The sequence below is a fragment of the Amycolatopsis benzoatilytica AK 16/65 genome (genome assembly GCF_000383915.1).
Taxonomy (GTDB): domain Bacteria; phylum Actinomycetota; class Actinomycetes; order Mycobacteriales; family Pseudonocardiaceae; genus Amycolatopsis; species Amycolatopsis benzoatilytica.
This window is the reverse complement of record NZ_KB912942.1, coordinates 6963797-6983286: the sequence shown is the minus strand read 5'-3', so window position 1 is coordinate 6983286 and position 19490 is coordinate 6963797. Positions and strand designations below refer to the sequence as shown.

14 protein-coding genes are annotated in these 19490 nt (G+C 68.0%); 12 read left to right on the top strand and 2 right to left on the bottom strand.

Going from position 1 to position 19490, the window contains the following annotated elements:
• Positions 1-3 precede the first annotated feature (3 nt).
• From AMYBE_RS0132530 to AMYBE_RS44360, 10 genes are all read left to right on the top strand, one after another.
• Positions 4-1266 (top strand): exonuclease SbcCD subunit D, encoded by a 1263-nt coding sequence (locus AMYBE_RS0132530; protein WP_020663579.1) that lies wholly within the window; start codon positions 4-6, stop codon positions 1264-1266.
• Positions 1263-4265, top strand: coding sequence for an AAA family ATPase (locus AMYBE_RS0132525; RefSeq protein WP_020663578.1), 3003 nt, complete (start codon positions 1263-1265; stop codon positions 4263-4265). The genes AMYBE_RS0132530 and AMYBE_RS0132525 overlap by 4 nt, the downstream gene beginning before the upstream one ends.
• A 339-nt stretch (positions 4266-4604) precedes the next feature.
• Positions 4605-5831, top strand: coding sequence for a hypothetical protein (locus AMYBE_RS0132520; RefSeq protein ID WP_020663577.1), 1227 nt, complete (start codon positions 4605-4607; stop codon positions 5829-5831).
• Entirely contained in the window at positions 5828-6373 is a 546-nt protein-coding gene (locus tag AMYBE_RS0132515) for a hypothetical protein (RefSeq protein ID WP_020663576.1), read from the top strand. Before AMYBE_RS0132520 ends, AMYBE_RS0132515 begins: the two co-directional genes overlap by 4 nt.
• Positions 6370-7041 carry a hypothetical protein gene (locus tag AMYBE_RS0132510; protein ID WP_020663575.1) on the top strand — a complete coding sequence of 224 codons (672 nt, stop codon included), beginning with the start codon at positions 6370-6372 and terminating at the stop codon, positions 7039-7041. Before AMYBE_RS0132515 ends, AMYBE_RS0132510 begins: the two co-directional genes overlap by 4 nt.
• 332 nt (positions 7042-7373) lie before the next feature.
• The gene (locus AMYBE_RS0132505) at positions 7374-10184 is read left to right on the top strand and encodes a coiled-coil domain-containing protein (RefSeq protein WP_211226883.1); all 2811 of its coding nucleotides are present in this window, start codon (positions 7374-7376) and stop codon (positions 10182-10184) included.
• Positions 10181-11443: a toprim domain-containing protein gene (locus AMYBE_RS42745; RefSeq protein WP_154676368.1), complete on the top strand. Its 1263-nt coding sequence runs from the start codon at positions 10181-10183 to the stop codon at positions 11441-11443. Before AMYBE_RS0132505 ends, AMYBE_RS42745 begins: the two co-directional genes overlap by 4 nt.
• 311 nt (positions 11444-11754) lie before the next feature.
• Complete coding sequence (locus AMYBE_RS0132495; RefSeq protein ID WP_020663572.1) at positions 11755-12135, top strand: DUF6247 family protein; 381 nt, start codon at positions 11755-11757, stop codon at positions 12133-12135.
• 175 nt (positions 12136-12310) lie between these two features.
• On the top strand, positions 12311-13384 hold the full coding sequence (locus AMYBE_RS0132490) for a hypothetical protein (RefSeq protein WP_020663571.1): 1074 nt from the start codon (positions 12311-12313) through the stop codon (positions 13382-13384).
• A 372-nt stretch (positions 13385-13756) separates the two neighbouring features.
• Positions 13757-14020, top strand: coding sequence for a DUF1883 domain-containing protein (locus tag AMYBE_RS44360; RefSeq protein WP_084470229.1), 264 nt, complete (start codon positions 13757-13759; stop codon positions 14018-14020).
• A gap of 24 nt (positions 14021-14044) precedes the next feature.
• Here the strand turns inward: AMYBE_RS44360 and AMYBE_RS0132480 are convergent, their stop codons facing one another.
• Positions 14045-14485, bottom strand: coding sequence for a helix-turn-helix domain-containing protein (locus AMYBE_RS0132480; RefSeq protein ID WP_020663569.1), 441 nt, complete (start codon positions 14483-14485; stop codon positions 14045-14047).
• A 149-nt stretch (positions 14486-14634) separates the two neighbouring features.
• Positions 14635-15231: an RNA polymerase sigma factor gene (locus AMYBE_RS42740; RefSeq protein ID WP_020663568.1), complete on the bottom strand. Its 597-nt coding sequence runs from the start codon at positions 15229-15231 to the stop codon at positions 14635-14637.
• Between the two features lie 221 nt (positions 15232-15452).
• Between AMYBE_RS42740 and AMYBE_RS43535 the strand changes: the two genes are divergently transcribed.
• The gene (locus AMYBE_RS43535; protein ID WP_020663567.1) at positions 15453-16064 is read left to right on the top strand and encodes a hypothetical protein; all 612 of its coding nucleotides are present in this window, start codon (positions 15453-15455) and stop codon (positions 16062-16064) included.
• A gap of 89 nt (positions 16065-16153) precedes the next feature.
• On the top strand, positions 16154-19417 hold the full coding sequence (locus AMYBE_RS0132465) for a S8 family serine peptidase (RefSeq protein WP_027928240.1): 3264 nt from the start codon (positions 16154-16156) through the stop codon (positions 19415-19417).
• Positions 19418-19490: the final 73 nt, after the last annotated feature.

Genomic DNA, 19490 nt, shown 5'->3' with positions numbered 1-19490 from the left:
ATGATGAGAGTTCTCCACGTCTCCGACTGGCATCTCGGTCGGATCACCTACAACGAACCCCGCACTGAGGACCATGACACCGTCCTCACCGAGATCATCACCGTGGCCCGCAGCGAGAAGCCCGACCTGATCGTGCACTCAGGGGACCTCTTCGACCACGCCCGACCGTCCATTCCGGACATGAGCAAGGCTACGACGGTCTTGCAGGAACTCGCGGCCGTCGCGCCCGTGGTCGTCGTCTGCGGCAACCATGACTCGCCCCTGCTGTTCCAGCTTTTCGCCCAGCTCCTTGGCCTCGACAGCAGGATCCACTTCATTGACAAGCCCCGCGATCCCGATCAGGGAGGTGTCCTGCGATTCCCCGCAACCGACGGCAGCGTGCTGCGCCTGGCGGTTCTGCCGTTCGTGCACTCCAACCGGGCTATCGACGCCTTCGACGACACCAGCCACTGGCGCGCCGCCTACGCCGAACGCATCGGACGGATGGAGCGGGCGCTGACCGCAGAGCTGCTGCGCGACTTCGACGACCGCCGCGACATCGCCATGTTCGCCGCGCACCTGCACGTCGGCGGAGCCAACTTCGCCGGAAGCGAGCGCCCGGTGCACGCCTCGGACTACTACGCGACCAACGCCGAGGATCTCCCCGCCGTCAGCTACGCCGCCTTCGGACACATCCACAAGCCGCAGAAGCTGCCGGGCACGCAGGTCACCGGACGCTACGCGGGCTCGCCCATCCAGCTCGACTTCGGCGAGGTCGGAGAACGCAAGAGCATCGTCCTGGTCGACCTGCGCCCCGGACAACCCGCCCATGTCGACGTCGTCGGCCTGAGCGGCGGCCGGCAACTGCGCCGGCTCGAGGGCACCCTGGACGACCTGCGTGCTATCGCGCCGTCGATCGGGCGAGACCTCTGTCTGGTCACAGTCCACACGCCAACGAACGAGCCAAACTTGTCGGAGCAGGTACGGGACTTGTTGCCCGACGCAGCCCTCCTTCAAGTGAACCCAGTCTGCGCCGACCAGAAGCTGGAGATCCTCACCCCGGAAGCGGTCGCCGGTGACGTCGAGCCCGACATGCGCCAACTGTTCCGTGACTACCTCGCCGAACAGGGCAGCACGACGGTGGCAGCCGACCGCATCCTGACGACCTTCGGCCAGATCCTGACCTCCATCGAGGAACAGCGCCCCCTCGCGTTGGCCGAGGAGTCCCTGCTGACCGACCCACTGGAATGCGACCACGACACGCACACCGAGGAGGTGGCTCGATGAGGCCCCTGACCCTCAAGTTCAGCGGACTGCGCTCCTACCGGGCCGAGCAAGAGATCGACTTCACGAACGTGAGCCTGATGGCGATCGTGGGCGACACGGGCGCCGGCAAGTCCTCACTTCTGGAAGCCCTGTGCTTCGCGCTGTACGGCGGGTGCACCTGGGATGCCCGCAGCGGCAAGGGGCTCATCGCCGACGGAGGCGACGGCACCCTGCGCGTGGAGTTGACCTTCCAGGCGAAGGGCAAGAACTGGCGGGTCACCAGGACCACCTCCGCGAGTGGCTATCCGCCGTCGACCCATCGCTTGACCTGCATGGACGACGGCACCGAGGTTGACAACTCACGCGCGGTCGACAGCGCGATCCGTGGCCTTGTCGGGCTGGACTACACCGCGTTCCTCAAAGCGGTCGTCCTGCCTCAAGGGCGATTCCAGGAACTGCTCCAGACACCCGAGGCGAACCGCACCACCATCCTCAAGACCGCCCTCGGACTTGACCACATCACCGATGTCCGGAACCAGGCCAAAGCCCTGCATGAACGGCTGAACCCGCTGTTGACCAAGCTGGTCGTGCGCCGCGCTGGTCTGCTGCCCGATCCCGAGGAGGCACTCCGCGACGCGCTCCACCGACTGTCCGAGACCGAGGAAGAGACCGGTAGGCTCGAAACCGTCAAGACCGCGGTCACCGAAGCGCAGAAAACCCAGGACGACGCGACTCGCCGTGGGCAGGAATGCCGATCAGCCGCGCAACAGTTGACGACAAGGATCCCGCCCGACACCGAACACCGGTATCAACAGCTGATCGAACTCGATGCCACACTCAAACACCAACTCTCCGCCACAGAAGGAGAATTGAGTGACGCCGAGACGCGCGAAGAAGAACTTGGGGCGGTTCTCGAAGGCGCGGACGCTGACGGAACGGGTGTCGCTGCCGTCGCGTCCACGCTGGCGACGTTGAAGTCACTGCTCGACCAACTTCCCGCTATCGAGGAAGACCAGCGCCAGCTGGATGGTGAGGACGCGGCCATCCAGGCCGAACGCGCAGACCTCCAGGCGCGCAAGGATGCGCACGTCGAGATTGTCCGCAAGGCCGAACAAGCTCACACCCATGCCGACGAGATGGCCGCGGCCCACACAGCCGCGGCGAACACGCTTGGCCGGTACCGCGTGCTGCTCACCGACGCCCGGAACGCCTCCACAGCAGCCGACACCGCAACCGCCGAGGTTGAGAAAGCGCGGCAAGCACTACGAGAACACGAAGAAGCGGTCGAGAAGGCGACGAACGCTTCCGCCCAAGCAGACACGGAAGCCGACGCGGCCGAGGACCAAGTCGAGGCCGCGTCCCGGACGAACTCCGCCGCCCACGCGGCGGAGCACAGTGGGCCAGGCGATCCATGCCCAGTCTGCGTGCGCCCGTTGCCCGACGGCTTCGCCCCGCCTGCCACCGCCGACATCGCTCGGGTGAAGGCACTTCGAACTCGCGCCAACAAACGCGCCCGCGCACTGGCAGACGAACTCGCCGCCGCCGTCGAGTCCAACAACACCGCCCAGGCCACTCTCCAGGGCGCGCTCGGCAAGGTCAGCGAAGCAATCAGCCAGCGCGACACTGCACTCGACCTGGTGCAGGCGGAACTCGGGAAGGTCGATCTTGGCCAGGACGACGAAACTCTGCTCACCGACGCGCAGTTCACAGTTCGCCAGGCCGCCGACGCCAAGCAGACGGCAGTGGACGCCGCCAAAGTCGCCCAGGACACCACAACCCGTGACATCACCGAGATTCAGCGCGACGAAGCCGCGCTGATCAAGCGGGAGAAGGCGCTCACCAAGTCGCGGTCAGCCCTCAAACGGCGGCAAGACAAGATGGCCGAATCCCACGACACGCTCCCGACGGCATACCGGATCTCCAGCGACTTGAACACCGCCGCGATCCAACGCGCCATGGACCAGGCGCAGCGTCGTCAGGGCGAGTTGGCAGAGGTGACCACCCAGCTCAAGTCCGCACAGGCACAGGCTAAACGGTTGCGCGACAACAAGAACGGTGTGGTCAAGGACATCCAGTCTCGGGTCGAACAACCCGCAGAACAGTTGAGCAGGACCATCCAAGCCGTGGCGGACACCGCTGCGGCCATTCCCTGGCTCACCGAACCTCCCGCGATACCCGTGCGCCCGGAACCGTTCTCGATCCTCACGGATGCGCAGTGGGGCAAGGAAGCCCTCAGCCGCGTTGATGAGATCCTCCGGCTGTCTCGCAACGCGGCGTCGGTGCAGGATGACCTCGCTGCGGGCGCGGCAACCGCCATCACGGAAGCGCTCTCCCGCGCCGGAGTCGCCACGATCGACGAGCTAACGGAACTCTTTATCGCAGCCAAAGCGAAGGCCACGGTAGCCGAACGGGATCGAGACAAGGCGCAAGCCGAGCTCCCGATCTGCGCCGAACTGGATCGTCGCATTTCGGTTGCCCAGCCGACGGTCGACAGCTTGCGTGAGCTCAGCGGCCTTCTCGCTGACGGCAAGTTCCTGGCCGCTGTCGTCAAACGCCGGCAAAGGGCGCTGCTGTGCATCGCGTCGGAACTGTTCCTGTCCATGACCGAAGACCGGTTCGCCTTCTCCGAAGATTTCCGCATCGTCGACGGCCACACCGGGCAACCACGCGACGTCAAGACCCTCTCCGGCGGCGAGACCTTCCTGGCAAGCCTGGCCCTGGCGTTGGCGTTGGTGGAACTCACCTCTCGGGGCGGCGGTCGCGTTGAGGCGTTGTTCCTCGACGAGGGATTCGGCTCGCTGGACACCAACGTCCTGGGCGAAGCGCTCGAAGCGCTCACCCGCCAGGCCACCGGCGGTCGGCTGGTCGCGGTGATCAGCCACATGCGGGCCGTGGCCGAGAACTTCGACAACGTCCTCGTGGTCACCCGGACGCTGAGCGGCAGCGAGGCCCACTGGGCGAGCCCGGCGGAGCGAGACCAACTGGTCACCGACGAACTGGCGGCTGGGCTGCTCACGTAGCTCGCGTACCGACGCAACGTGCGCAGCACAGAGTCCACCGTTCGGCGGAGTTGCTGGGCTGGGAGAGCCGGTGGACCACATTGGGCGGCCCGCTGGTGTCAACCTGCGGCCCGCTGAGAACCACCTTCGGAGTAACAGTGGGCCAACCATGTCTATCGAATGGACCTACAAGTCCATCACAGACTGTCACTCGAACATTCGTTCCCTCCTCTGGATTGTCGGCGTGCCTGCCTACAGTCGCTCGGGAGACAACGGCCAGATGTCGAACGTGGAGCTGCGCATCGCTTTGGGCGCGGGCGAGAGGACGAGCGTGACCGTGCGGAATCCGGGGGAACCGCGTTGACCGAGCCACCAGAACTGACACTGGACGATCTCACCGGCGAGGCGGCGGTGCTGCGGGTCTACCGCCAGGTCTTCGCGGTGCTCGCCCGCGAGGCTGGCGCGATGATCGCGGATCCGTCCACTCTCGATGTTGATGAAGCGATCTTGGAAGCTTTCGCTGAGGCCGGCAGCGAGGGGCTGCCCCTGGAACAGGCGGTGGCCGCATGTCGACGGTGGGATGCCCAAACGGTGGGGCGTCGGTTCGAGGTTCTGCGCGAGTATGGGGCGATCAGCAGGGTGGTCGACCGGCCGAATGAGCGCTACCACCGGGCGGCATTCGCTCCGTATGTGATGTTGCTGTTTTTGCGGCGGATGGCCGAACAGGGCGGACAGTCGGAACTGCACCAGCTCCTGACTCTCGAACAGTTGAACGTCAAGAGCGCCAACGCCACATCCGCCGACGGCCTGGCTTCGGTGCGCCGGCTGACGAAAGTGTTCCGGCTGCTGGGAAACGAACTGGCGATCTTGGCCGCGGCCAGTACCGCTGAGACCCTTGGCGACAACGCTCAATTGCTGTGGGGCAACGAATCGCTGATCACGCAAGCCAAGGATGTCCACGCGACGGTCTTGGGCCGATGGCCCGAACTCGATCGGGACTGCGCGGCGTTGCGGATCGCACTCGCCGCCTACGCGGACGCGATCGACGCCGCAGCGGCCCGTCTGATCGCGCAAGCCGGCACAACCCGTGCGTTGGGGTTGCTGCCGGTGGAAACGTGGCGCACATTCGCCCGCGACTCCAGCCCCGCGGTCCTGGCGTCCGTGCTGGACCGGTTCGTCTTCGACGCGCCCGCACCGTGGTTCTCGCCCCAAGCGCTGCTTGAGGCAGTGGAATCAGGCCGCCAGGTCGACACGGCGCGGGTGCCTCCTCCGCGTTCGGATGACTCCGAACCGCCACCGGAACCGGAGACCGGCGTGGCCGATGACATCGAGGAGTTGCGGGCCATCGCGGAGCGGCTGCTTGCGGGCGCGGACTCGGTGAGCATGGTGGAGGTGCTCGATGACGCTGGGGACTGGATGTCCGCCCGCCGGGCGCTGGCCGAAGTCACCGCGATCCACCACCACCCGGACCTCGACTACGAACTCGTGTGGGAGGACGGATTGCGCATCGAGGTCGGGACCAGCCCGTCGTGGACCTCGCACGGGCACTTCCGCCGCGGGCACGGCGTGGTGGGAGGCGAGGAGTGAACGAGGCGGAAACCGCGCTGTGGTGGGCGCGTGTGCGCGCGGCCGGTCCACAGCGTGTGGAGCCAAGCAGCGCCTTCCCGGCCGGGATGCTTCGCTTGGTCGAACCGGACGTCGCGGCGGTGTGGCTGCTCCCGGTCGTACCCGACGGTGCGCGCCCCAGCGTGTCGGAAGAACTCGGTGTGCCTGCGGTTGCCGTCGAACAACCGAACGACACCGCGCGCGTGCTGGCCGCGTGTCTGCGGTGCTGCTGGGCGGACCCGACTGGACCGATGTGGCCAGGAATCCCCGCGTCCAAGGACGACGTGGCATCGGTATTCAGGGAGATCACCAACTGGGACGAGAGCGCGTCCAACAGGGCGGTGATCGCCGCGCTCCGGCGCCTGGCCGCCGCCGGCTGGCTGCTGTGGGACGAGCCCGGTCAGAGCGTGCGTCTTGGGCCACGAGTCGCGGCCTGGGGACCAGCGGAATTGAGCACCCTGCGCGAACTGTGGCGGATGCTGCCGCCCGCCACGGTCCGGGAGGAGACGGACGGGCCGCGATGACCAGCATGAACGAGCCGCATCCGATCTTCGAACCGATCCTTGCCGAGCTGAGCGAACAGCACCGCGACGAAGTCCTTGCCGCGTTCGCGGCCGTCGAATACGGCGCAGCCCCAGTGCCCGAGGTGCAGATGCTGGCGTTGCGCGACGCGACGCTGCGCCGAGCCCTGCAACGGCTGTTGCACCGAGTCGGACGAACCCTGGTGCCGGTGGTCGGCACCGCGTGGACCTCGGGTTACCGCGACGACATCGCCGCGGAACTGACCGCCGCCGGCTGGAATGCGCTGCCGGTCATCGACCGGGCCGTGCTGGTCCTGGTACTGATCCACTCGGTCGCGATCCCACGCAGCCAGGGACTACTCAGCGGCGACACCTGGATCTCGGCCCACCCCACGCCAGCCGAGGAGCTGTTTCGGTACGCGCAGCCCGGCAGAGGCGATGTCCGAACTGCCCTGCAGAGGCTGCGCGCCGCCGGACTCGTGCAGCTCGCGCCCACCCGTGGTCGCGGCTCCACCAGCGGCACCGCATACCTGCCCGGCCCCCAACTGCACCGACTCACGCCGCTGGCCCGCCGAGCCTTGCAGCAAGAACTGATCTTGGCCGCCGCCCCCAACAGCCCCCTGGCCGCGGCGATCCGAGCCCGCCGCGCCCATTCTCGAGGAGAACCGTGAGCACACCCCGCAACTGGTCCACGACGGGCACCGACTCCGGCCCGTTCGACATCGTCGGCGACCGCGTTCTGGTGGGCGTCCAGGCGGTCAACATCTCCCGCCTGTCCACCCACCCCCTTCCGATGATCAGCCAGGGCCTGGTCACCGTCGCCGGGCAAGGCCCGAAGGACTCGAACGGAGCCGGGAAGTCCTCCCTGATCGCCGCGATCAGCCTGCTGCACGCCGACGAGCAATGGCGACTCGCCAGCGGCGCCGCCGGCGCCGCTGAGCTGTTGTTCACCGCCGAACTTGCCGCCCAGGAAGGCCGATGGTCCAACGTCGACTGGGGATATGTGATCGGCGTGTTCGCCGATCCCCGCGCCACCACCGCCGAGGAACTGTCAGCCAGCGCCCTGAGCGTGTGGCTGCGGATCAACCGCAAGGCATCACACCTGCACCTGCGGTGGCAGGAAGGGCTCTACGTCCCTTACGGCACAACCGAATCCGAACGCGCCGCGCGAGTCGACGCGCTCTGGGACACCCTGCCGACCAGCAACGGACGCACCGACTTCCACGCCAACCGGCTCGCCTTCGTCCTCTACGGCGGCCATGTCCGGTGCGTGTCGTTCCTGTCGACCTCCGTGCGTTCCAGCCCGGCGGCCAACCTGCTCGCGCAACCGCTCAACGACCTGGACCCTCGAAGGATCTTCGACGCCATCGCCACCCTGACCGGGCTGGATCGCGAACTGGAACAAGAACAGGCCCTCCGGTCGGCCGAGCACACGCACCGCACCAACGTGCGCGACGCCGAAGCCGACCTCGCCCGGTGGGAAGAGGAGATGGCGCTGGTCGAGGCCGGCATCGCCAAGCGCGGCGAAGCTCGCCACTTGCTGGGCAGCGCTCACGCCTGCTGGCAGGCCCGGTGTGCCCGACGTCTTGTCGACGGGGTTACCCGCGCTGAGGAGATCCGCGTTGAACTCGACGCGCTCGGTGTCCGCGCCAAGGAGCTGCGGTCCCAGCTGGACACGGTGGAGGGCGACCTGTCCAGGCTGACCGATGACGAGGAATTCAACCGTCAGTTTCGCAAGGCGGAAGCCCGGTGGAAGGAGCTCAGCGGGCGAGATCAGCAGTTGGACACCGACCACCAGGTGACGGCGCGGACCCTGGAAACCTTGGCCGCAAGACATCGGGAACTGTCCGCCAAGGCGCGCGGTGCCGACGGACGCACCGTCGCGCAGGCCCAGGAAGAGGAAACCGCCACCCGCACAGCCTTGGAGCAGACGCTCGCGGCCAAGGGCGCGGCCGAAGCAGCCGAGAAGCAGGCACGCGATCGGCTCAAGGCAGCCGAGTCCGGCGAAGACGTCGCCGCTCACGAGCTGGAAATCCTGCGCGGAGAGGGCATACCGTCCGCCGCGTTGTTGGACGTCATCCAACTCAATCCCGACCAGCGACAACGGTGGGAACCCCGCCTTGTGCCGTACCGCGGCGCTGTCGTCGTGCCTCGCGGGCGCGCCGATCAGGCCCAGCAGAAGCTGGCGGGCCGGTCGGGGACGGTGCTGGTCATCGCCGACCCGCCCCCTGCGCAGGCATCCGCAGTTGGCGCCGGCGTGCCCGCGAGTGCCGATCCGAGGTTCGACCTCACCACGTTCCTGACCGTGCTCGCCCAACGCGCCGGCGATGCGGCAGCGGATGTCGATGCGGCGGCAGGGGTGATCGTGCTGGGCGAGTTCAGCGAACCGCTCACCGGACGAGCCGCGCGCATCGCCGCCGCCCGCGCCGAGCACCGCGAGAAGGCCGACCTCCTCACCGACGCCGAGAAGCAGGTCACTGCGGCCAGGCTCACGCTGTCCCGAGCCACCGCGCGCACCGAGGCGGCAGTCGCCGGTGAGGAGGTTGGCGAGATCGAGCAGCAGATGGCCGAGCTGCGGGCGGCCAACCAGGAGCGCGAAGACCGCCGCAACGAACTGAAGCCATTGCTGGACGCCGCCCGCGGTGCCTACACCGACGCGCTCGGTGCCGCCCGAGCGCGCGAGGAGCGAATCGCGAACCTGCGCGGCACCAAGCGTCGCCTCGACAACGAGCTGACCGAGAAGGAGACCAACAAGACGAAACTAACCGACGAGCGACTCGCTCTGGACCTGCCCGGCCGGGAGACGGCCTGGGGAGACTCGCCCCAATCCGCGCAGCGATTCCTGCTGTCTCTCGACGCCGAGCAGCAAGCCCGCACCACAGCAGCCTGGAACGAGGAAGCCTGCTACCAGGTCAACGAGGTCATCCGCCGGTGTTTCCCCGAGGCCACACCGCATGATGAGATGCCCGCCGAGATCCGGGAACTACTCATCGAACAACGATGGCACCGGGGCGGTCTGGAGGTCCGAGTCGGCTTGGTGCCCGCTCTCGTTCGCGCGCTGCGTACCCACCTGGCCCAGACCGAGCAGCACGACCTCTACCAGCAGCAGCAAATCGTCGCCCAGCGTACGCAGCGCACCAGCGATCTCGAGGCGGCCCGGCAGGGGTTGAGTGAGGCCGAACAGACCTCTCGGGCACACCGCGCATCGCTCTCGCAGGGAATCAAAGCGAAACTGAAGAAAGTCAGCGACGAGTTCGACCGACTCGACCAGAAGTACGGCGGCTACGGCGCCGGCTTGGACTATCCGGAGCCCGAGCCGCCGTCCGAGCCTGACCGGCCGTGGCGGTGGACCGTGACCCCCAAGTGGCGGCGTGACGAGGGAAAACGCATGTCCAGCTACAACCTGCGGGGCAACACTGCCCAAATGGACGAAAAGGCCGTCAAGCTCGTCTGTGCCGCCGCACTCGCCGGCGGAGGAAGCCAGCCCCTGCTGCTCGTGCTCGACGAACTCGGCCGCAACCTCGGCAAGCAGCACCGGCGGGAAGCGGTCGCGCTCTTCGAGCAAATCGGGACAGACCGCAACATCACCGTCATCGGCGCCCTGCAGGACGACATGGAGCGCTACGCCATCGAAGCCTCGGGGCTCTACGTCAAACTGCGTCGACGCTCCGACAGCCTGGCCTACAACGAGGCACCCGTCATCGTCGGAGACGACACCAACCACGCCCGTGTCGAGCTACTCCGTGAATGGCTCGCCTCCTACCGACCCAGCGACGACATCGCCGACGACGACCCTGACGAGGACGTAGCGTGACCGAACCACCCCAGCCAACGGGAGAGTTCCCGATGCCTGGGCACCCCGGCGTGCCCGACGGTCTCCGCGCCTACGCCCAGCCATCACGTCCGGACGGCACCTTCGATCACGACCGCGCTGGGCGCCCCAAAGTGCGACGGGTACACCTGCGCGCACACCCAGCCACTCCACCGCAGCGACCAGACGGGCTCGCCAACGACGCCGACTGGAACTGGGCCACGAGCGCACTCCGGCGCTGGAACACCATCACGAACAGGCTCCACGATCGCGCCGACGAGGTCGCGCTCATCCTGGCCCGCGCAGGATGCGTCGCACTCGACCACGACTACTGCGACGGCGCGATCCGCCACCCGCCCCGCGGTTGGATACCGCACCCCGACCTCGCCGCCCACCACGCCACCGGCAGGCAAGCCCGGCAAGCCGCTCAACAAGCGCTGCAGGACCGTGCCGTAGACCTCCGCGACCTGCTGATCGGGGAGTGGCCCGGCGTCGCCGACGCCTTGACCACGCCCGCCACCGCCGACACCCGCCTAGAGTGGATTGTCCGCGCCGCCGAAGACCTTCTCGCCGAACACACCTACGACGGGCCACGCGCGTTCGTCCAGCGCCACGCCAAGAACACCAAGGCCCGCGAGGACCTGCCACGACTACTCACCGACGCAGGATTCGAGCCAGAAGCGCTTGTCCTCCTCGGCGTCAACCGCAACCCCTACATCGGTGTCGGCGGACCAATCCGCGCCCACCACAACGGTCGCACCTTGGACTGGACCGGATGGCCAGGCCCACACGACATCCGGCTACCCGCCCACCGACCGATCACCCTCGATGCCGCCCCCGGCACGAGCGTGCTGCTCGTCATCGAAAACCGGCAGGCAGCCGAAGCCATCTGCGACAGCCACCCCGACACCGCCGTCATCTGGTGTCACGGCCAGCCACCGGACCCCCTTCTTGACCTGATCAACCAAGTCGCCGTCGGTGTGAACCAGGTCGTGATCTGCCCCGACGCCGACCTCGGCGGGATCCGCATCGCCGCCCGAATCCACGACCACCTCCCGCCCGACACAAACCGCATGATCGTCGACATCGGCACATCCGAACACGATCAAGGCGACCCCTTCGGCACCATGACCCGCAACCGCATCGCAGCGACCGCCGACCGCCGCGACGCGGTAGGCGACTTCGCGTCCGGCTGCCTGACTCGTGGATACGCCGTCGAACAAGAAGCTCCGGCCCGCGCCGCCCTGCAAACCCTCCTGTAGGTGCAGCGTTCGCCGCGCCTGTGAAAGCCGCCATCTCACCCTGTCCCAACAACTCGGCCACGATGCCGCCGAACGTCGATGGGAACTTGGAGCGATCGGTCACGGCCCGGCGGGTCGCCAACTGGCGGACCGCCTCTGCGAGCCCAACGGGCTGGTCATCGAGAAGGGGAACGTTCGGCTGGTGATCTCGCGCTGATCACGTTGAGCCAGGATCGCGGGTGTGCGGCGAACCCGGCCGAGGTTGCGGCCAGCGCGCTGATGACCTGCTCGCCAAGCGTTCCGTCGTTGCTTGTATGGCTAAGGTTCCGAGGATGACCGCCGATGCCGCAGAACACGATCCGCAACATCCCGAAGCCCAGCAGAACAGCGAACCGGTTCCGCCACCTCCGGAACCCCAGGCCATCCGTGCGTGCCTGACGCAGCTGGTGGCGTTCGAGTTCGACCGCGAGTGGGAGATCGTGCTGGAGGACGCGAAGCACTCCAAGGATCTCACCGAGGTCCACGCGCTCCTGGCGAAGTGGCGGCACTTCGCCTACGCCGAGTTGAAAGACCCTGGCAACTACTACCGGCTGCTGGCCAAGGCGACTCGCATACTCGCCACCGGCGAGAATCCCGACGCCGTGTCGATCGAGGACGTCAGGGAGCTGACCCGGAACCGGCTCGCCGAGCAGTCTCACCGGGACGAAACCTGATCGCGGAACTCGACGCGGCGCCCTACCCTGATCGCATACCCGCCCGGTCCCTCGTGGACCGCGTTTACCACTTCCGGTGGTCATGCAGAGTCGGCATCAGGACCGTCTCGGAGAAGCCACACCCCGTGGCCGGCGCGCAGGAGATTCCGTGGCTGGCCGGGTAGGTTGACCATCCATGACGACCTCATCACGGTGGGCAGCGCACGCTGCCGACAGCGACGCCGCCACGGCCGCAGCCGTGTGGGCGGATCCCGAGGCGCCACCGGAGCTCCTCGCCGTCTGCCCAGAACGGGTGATCGAGTACCTGGCCACCGAACCCACACCCCTGCGCCGCGCGGTGCTGGCCAACCCGAGCGTCCCGGACACGATCAAGGGGCAGATCGCCAAACGCGCCCGAGGCTATGCGCGCCGATCCATCGCCCGCGACATCCTCGAGCGCGGTGCCCTCGAACACTGGCTGTTGCTCGCGGACGTGTTCACCCCGGCCTCCCTGCGTCAGGCTGTGGCGGCCCTGCGCGGTGATCGGCCCTGGCTCGTCGGCAGGGACGCCGCGCTCCCGACGGCCACAGCCGTGACGCGGGGATTCAGTACCAGCCGCAACCACCGGCATCGTGCCCTCGCGGCCGAGGCGTTCGACGTGAATACCGCGCCGGAGCACACCTGGGCGGAAGGGACGCTCTCCGCCGTGCTGCTTGTCGCCGATCCTCACCGGGCCGTACGCAAGGGGCTGGCTCGCAACCATGAGATGCGCAACCTCAGCGCAGACAGCGCAGGGCTCGCCGTCCGCAAGGCGCTGCTGGCCGATGCGGATCCGGGCGTGCGCACGGCTGCCCTGCGCAACGGCGTCCACATCACGAACGATCACGTCATCGCTCATCTGGGCGCGATCGAGGGCGACCTCGTGCCGCTGGCTCAGCTCGAACCGCTCACCGCCGATCCATTCGACGATCCCTCGCCGCGGGTACGCGCGACCGCGGTCCGTGGCCTGTCCCAGGCGGACATCCTGGGATGGACGCGGGTCACGCAGGACACGAGCCCGATCGTGCGCGCGGCTGCTGCCACGTCGGGATGGTGGACACCGGAGTTTGTGTGGAAACAGCTTGCCCGCGATCCTGACCTGAAGGTGCGCGCAGCGGTCGCCCGGTCGCGGTGGACGCCCTCGATGATCCTGCGCCAGATGACCGGCGACACAGATCCGGACGTCGCGCACCTGACCCAACAGCGAATCCTCGCCGCGCCCCGCCAGTGACCAAACTCGGAAGGTCGGCTGGGTGATGGGTGTTCGCCGAAACCTCGACGAGCGCGGACACGCCGAAGCCGCCTGCGGCGCCGTCTGTATGGACTCCTTGGACCGCCCCGGTCCGGGTGGCGTCCGAACGGTTCGCCGATTGGGTACGACGGGGTCGTTCGGGTGGCTGGTTCGGCGCGTGGCGGCGATTGCGGGTCGGACCCGTGGTTCGGGTTGCGGATCGGGGACCGACGCGGCTGACAGCGAGCGGAAGGCGGTGTGTGGTTGTGAGAGTTCGGCCCGATCTGGCCCCACCCTGTGAAACGATCCGTGTCCCGGCGAGTCTGGGCCGGCCGGCTCCCTGTCCATCGCGTGATCCGCTACTAATGGCCTGTGGACCACCTCTACTGGGATCTCGGATCTATTGCAGGCGGCGCGCGCTTCGAGGTGTCGCTGCGCGGCTCGACCGCCAGGGTCTGTCTCATGGACATCGACCACTACCAGGCATATCTCGACGGCGACGAGTACGAGTATCACGGCGACTTCTACGACGTCAGCCCCGTCGTCGTGGAGGTGCCGTACGACGACCATTGGTACCTCGTCGTCGACAGCAATGACCGGCGGATCACGGTCGAGTTCACCCAGATCTTCGACTGACTGCCGCACCGATACAACCGGGCCTCACGTCCGTGGCCGTCCGTGGCTGTCTCGGGTCGGGATGCCGCGTTCCCTCAGTTTGGTCAGTACGGTGGTGTGGTCGACGCCCAGGTGCTCGCCGACTCGTGCCAGCGACCAGCCGAGGTTGTAGAGGTGGATGGCGTAGTCGACCTGCTCGGAGGACAGGCCGCGACGGCGCATCGGCACGTCGTGCCGGTGGAGGATGTTGCTGACCGTCCGCCGTTCGATACCGAACCGGTCGCCGAGTTCGTACACCGTCGCTCCGGCTTGGTATCCGGCGATGAGTTCCTGGACCTGGTCGGCGTCGAGCCGGCGTGCCCGCCGTGGTTTGGGGCGCTCGACGGGCGGTGGGGCCGGTTCGGTGGGGTCGGGCAGCTTCCGGAGCAGGGTCTCCAGGGCTTCTACCTGGGGTTTTGTGTTGTAGTAAGTTCCCCCAAGGTCCACCCAGCAGCGAATATGACAAAAGCCAGGTCAGCGGATTGCCGCCAGACCTGGCCTTCGTCGTATCAGCCGGCCGTTTCCGCGCTCGTGCCCCTTTCTTGCGGAAACGGGCCGGTTCCGGGCTCGTTCGCCGACCGTCCGCTCTGAGAACGTCAAGGATTCTGCGTCAGCAGCGGTTCGAGATCTCCGGCCGAACCGTTGCCGGGGGCCGCCGGGGCGAGGAGATCCCGGATTCGGCGGCGAGCCCGGTGCAGCCGCACGCGCGCGGCCACCGCGGTGATGTTCAGGACTGCCGCGACGTCGGCCACGGAAAGCCCGTCCAATGCGGCCAGTTCCAGCACCGCACGGTCCGCCTCGGACAGCTGATCCATTGCTGCGTACGCCCGCCTCGCTGTGGCGGCGGCTTCGATCCGTTCTTCCATCCGGACGATCTCGGCGCCATCCAGCAGGCGGCGGCCAGAGATCCGGTGCTCGACCGCGAGTGCGCGGGCCGCTCGCCGTCGTTCGGCGTTGACGACATTGCGCGCTACACCAAACAACCAGCCGGTCAGACTGCCGCGGGTCTCTTGATAGGTGTGCGCGGACTCGATGGCCGCCAGGAACACCTCCGCGGTCAGGTCCGCGGCGAGGTGGGGGTCGGACACCCGGCGTGCGACGAAACCGTAGACCAGGTCCAGATGCGCACGGTAGAACGCCTCGAACGCCGCCGGATCCGATCCGAACGGCCCGGGAGCCGAGCGCTGGTTCATTGAGACAGCGCAGCACGGACGGTACGGCAAGACCATGCGGAACAACCCGCAGAAATCGGGCTGCCAGTCCGGGCACGGCTGTACCGCCGGACGGTTCCGGGCGCGGCTTGCGTGCCGAACTGGGCGAGGAAAGCACTTGCCCGGTAACACTCCGGCCGATGCTCGCCAAGTACGGGAGAGAACGACCTCGGGCCGGCCGCTGCTCAGTTCGGAGGAAACGCATGAACAGCCGACGGTTGACGGATTTCGAGCAGCGGCTTCTCGCCGAGCTGAAGGAGGTGGCGGCACAACCGGAGAAGGCCGTCGTGTTCCGCGATGTCCGGCGACCGGCGCGAACGAAGCTGATACTGGCGGCCGCCGCCGCAGGACTGGCCCTGGCGGCCGGGCTGACCATGGTGCATGGCGAGCCCGCTTACGCGGTCGAGGCCGGGACCGACGGCATGGTCACCGTGACAGTGCACCGGCTGGACGACGCGGAGGGCTTGGAGCAGCAGCTGCGTGCGCACGGGGTACCGGCCAAGGTCGTCTACGTCCCGGCGGGCAAGTACTGCGAGGCCCCGTGGTACACCACCGCGCCCGCTGAGCCGCCGATCGCGGTCGAGGCGACGGATACGGCCACTCTGTTCCGCTTGCGGCCGGCCAGCCTGCCTAAGGGAGAGACGCTGGTCGTGCAGAACGCGACGGTCCTCAGTACTGATGCTGCTTCCTCCGCGTCCTTGATCGCCGTCGGCGTCGCGGTCGGTCCGGTGCCCCCGTGCCGGCTGGCCGACGTACCGCGACCGTCCGGGCCGCCGCCGGACGGCAGCGGGTTCACCGCCGTGAAACACCCCTAGCCGCGCGAGTTCGCGCAACCAGCTGATCAGTGATTTTCGCCGGGCGTCCGTCCGGCGATCTCGTGATGCCCGCACAACCGAGGAGCGAGATGACGAGAACACCGAAATGGACCGGGGTGGCGGCCGCGGTCGCGGTCGCCGCCAGCACGTTCGCCGTCCCCGCGACGGCGGCTCCGGCCAGCCGCCCCGCCGATCGGGCCGGGGTGACCGACGTCGGGTCGCTCACCCTGATTACCGGAGACCAGGTGGCCGTGCGGCGGCTCGGCAACCGTACGATTCCCCAGGTCCGGCCCGGGCTCGGACGGGCGAAGATGCCGTTCGTCGTGACGCAGGCCGGCGGGCACACCTACGTCGTGCCGAGCGACGCTCGTCGGCTGCTCGACTCCGGCAAGCTCGACCGGCGCTTCTTCGACGTCACTACGCTGCTGGCACAGGGATTCGGCGACACGGCCCGCGACAATGTGCCGCTGATCGTTCGCGGCGCGGAATCCGGTCGCGTGGCGAGCATGTCGACCGGTGCCACGGTGACCGCCGACCTGTCCAGCGTGCGGGCGAAGGCAGTGCGGCAGCCGAAGGCGCGGGTCGGCGAGTTCTGGCACCGCTTGGTCGGAGCCAGCGCGTTCGCTGCCGGCGTGGACAAGATTTGGCTGGATGGCAAGGTTTCCGCGACGCTCAAGGACAGCGTGCCGCAGATCGGCGCACCGAAGGCGTGGCAGGCCGGGTTCACCGGCAAAGGCGTCAAGGTAGCGGTACTGGATACCGGCGTCGATGCCCACCATCCGGACTTGCGCGGGCGGATCGCGGAAACCCGGAACTTCTCCGACACCCCGGACGCGGTCGATCACCAAGGCCACGGCACCCACGTGGCGAGCACCATCGCGGGCAACGGCCAGTACAAGGGGGTCGCTCCGGATGCTTCGCTGCTGATCGGAAAGGTCCTCGACGATCACGGCGGGGGCACGGAGTCGGCGATTATCGCCGGAATGCAGTGGGCGGCCGAGCAGGGTGCGCGGCTGGTGAACATGAGCCTCGGCGGGGAGGACGATCCTGGTGTCGACCCGATGGAGCAGGCCGTCAACGACCTGTCGGCGAAATACCACACGCTGTTCGTGATCGCGGCGGGCAACTCCGGTCCGGGAGCCGGTTCGCTCGGCTCGCCTGGCACCGCCGATTCCGCGCTCACCGTCGGCGCGGTGGACAAGTCCGACAAGATCGCGCAGTTCTCGAGCCGCGGTCCCCGGGCGGCAGGCGGCACGATCAAGCCCGACCTCACCGCGCCAGGCGTCGGCATCGTCGCCGCGCGGGCGGCGGGCACCAGCCTCGGCACGGTGGTCGACGCGCAGCACACCATGCTCAACGGTACGTCGATGGCCAGCCCGCACGTCGCGGGCGCGGCCGCGTTGCTCGCGCAGCAACACCCGGATTGGACTGGGGAGCAACTGAAAGCAGCGCTGATGGGCTCGGCGCGTCCGGACTCCGTGTTGGACGCCTTCACCCAGGGCGCCGGTCGGGTCGATGTCGGTGCGGCCGTCGCGCAGCCGGTCTACACCACCCCCGCCAGTGTTTCCGGCGGGCGGCCGCCGTGGCCGCACCACGATGACAAGCCGGCGGTCACCCCGGTCACCTATCACAACGCGGGCAGCACGACGCTCAAACTGGACCTTTCGATCGCCGCGAAGTCGGCGGACGGCACTCCGGCACCGGCTGGAATGTTCACTGTGGACAAAAGCACGGCGGAGGTGCCTGCCGGCGGCACAGTGACGGTCAACGTAACGATCAACACCGCGGTCGCGAGCCCGGACGGCGTGTTCACCGGACGGATCACCGCCGCGGGCAACGGCGTCTCGGTCATCACCCCGGTCGCGGTGGAGAAGGAACCGGAAAGCTACTCGCTGACGCTGAAGTACCTGGACCGCAACGGCAACGCCCCGCGGAACTACGCCGGAACGGTGGACGGCGTGAGGAACATTCCGTTCGACGGCCGCGGCACCACCACCATCCGCCTGCCGAAGGGAAAGCACGAGCTGTCCTCGGTGGTGTACACCACGATCGGCGGCGACGAGGCCCAGAGCCTGGTGTATCAGCCGGTGCTCGACCTGACCCGGGACACCACGATCGTGGTCGATGCCCGCCAGGCGAAACCGATCTCGGTCGCCGTCGACAGCTCACACCAAGGCGTCGTTCCGGTCAGCGGCGCGGTGGCACTCATCCGGCCCGAGAGCGTCCTGCTCATGCAGACCTCCGGCTTGCACCTCGCTTTCGTCCAGCAGGTGGGTCCGCCGTTGCCTGATGACCGGCTGACTGTGCAGTTCGCCGGTGGCTGGGCGCAGCCGTCCGCTGACGGCGATCCCGGCAAGAGCCCGGTCACCTACACCCTCAGCTGGTTCCAGCGGGGCAAAATACCCAACGGATTCTCCCGGCGGGTGCGCGATTCCGACCTGGTTCAGGTCCGGGCCGACTACCGGTCGCTGCCGCAGCGGTACCTGACCGTCAAATCATTGATCGCGGTTCCGCACGGCGACGAATTCGGAGTCGGCCCCGGGTGGCCGGTCGCACCGTCGCTGAACAGCCGGACCGAGTACTTCAACGCCGACCGCAAGACCGACTGGTACCCCCAGTTCACCGCCGTGGACCGGGAGTCGGGTCGGCGGGCCATCGAAAGCACCGGCACTCCGCTGGACGGGAAGGCCGGCCGCAGCTACCCGGAGACCTGGAACGCCGCGGTCGTCGGACCGGCGTTGCCGGCGAACGGGCTGCGGCCGGCGGTACTGCGGCGCACCGGGAACGAAATCCAGGCGAGCCTGCCGCTGTTCTCGGATTCGCCGAACCGGTTCAGTGACTTGCCCGCCGAGGGCGCCACGACGCTGTACCGGGACGGAAAGAAGGTGGCGAGCACCGCGACGCCGGGACGAGGCACCTTCGCCGTGCCGGCAGGCAACGGGAACTACCGCCTGGAGACGATGGCGACGCAGACCGCGCTGGAGTTCTCCACCAAGGTGTCCGCGGCGTGGACCTTCAAATCGGGGAACCAGCCCGGCAGCCAGGCGCTGCCAGCCCAGGCGATCCGGTTCGCGCCCAACGGCCTGGACCGGGACAATCGAGCCGCGTCCGGCCGTTCGACGGTCGTGCCGGTCAGCGTCCAGCGCTACGGCGACGCGGCCCCGCTCGACCGGCTGACGGTCGAGGTGTCCTTCGACGACGGCGCGACGTGGCAGGCGGTCCAGGTGACCGGGTCGAGCGGGACCGTCGCGCATCCGGGCAAGCCGGGCTACGTGTCCTTGCGGGCTAAGGCTGTCGACAAGAACGGCGACAGCGTGGAACAGACCGTCATCCGTGCATACGGCCTCAAGTGACGTGGCGGGCAAGTGAATGACGGGGAGCCAGTGCCGGTGCCGAGCCGGCCCTGGCTCCCCGGTTTCGCAATTC

Excerpts from the sequence above, each read along its gene's own strand:
- AMYBE_RS0132530 (WP_020663579.1), top strand. The coding sequence starts at position 4 with ATGAGAGTTCTCCACGTCTCCGACTGGCATCTCGGTCGGATCACCTAC.
- AMYBE_RS0132525 (WP_020663578.1), top strand. The coding sequence starts at position 1,263 with ATGAGGCCCCTGACCCTCAAGTTCAGCGGACTGCGCTCCTACCGGGCC.
- AMYBE_RS0132510 (WP_020663575.1), top strand. The coding sequence starts at position 6,370 with ATGACCAGCATGAACGAGCCGCATCCGATCTTCGAACCGATCCTTGCC.
- AMYBE_RS0132495 (WP_020663572.1), top strand. The coding sequence starts at position 11,755 with ATGACCGCCGATGCCGCAGAACACGATCCGCAACATCCCGAAGCCCAG.
- AMYBE_RS0132490 (WP_020663571.1), top strand. The coding sequence starts at position 12,311 with ATGACGACCTCATCACGGTGGGCAGCGCACGCTGCCGACAGCGACGCC.
- AMYBE_RS42740 (WP_020663568.1), bottom strand. The coding sequence starts at position 15,231 with ATGAACCAGCGCTCGGCTCCCGGGCCGTTCGGATCGGATCCGGCGGCG.
- AMYBE_RS43535 (WP_020663567.1), top strand. The coding sequence starts at position 15,453 with ATGAACAGCCGACGGTTGACGGATTTCGAGCAGCGGCTTCTCGCCGAG.
- AMYBE_RS0132465 (WP_027928240.1), top strand. The coding sequence starts at position 16,154 with ATGACGAGAACACCGAAATGGACCGGGGTGGCGGCCGCGGTCGCGGTC.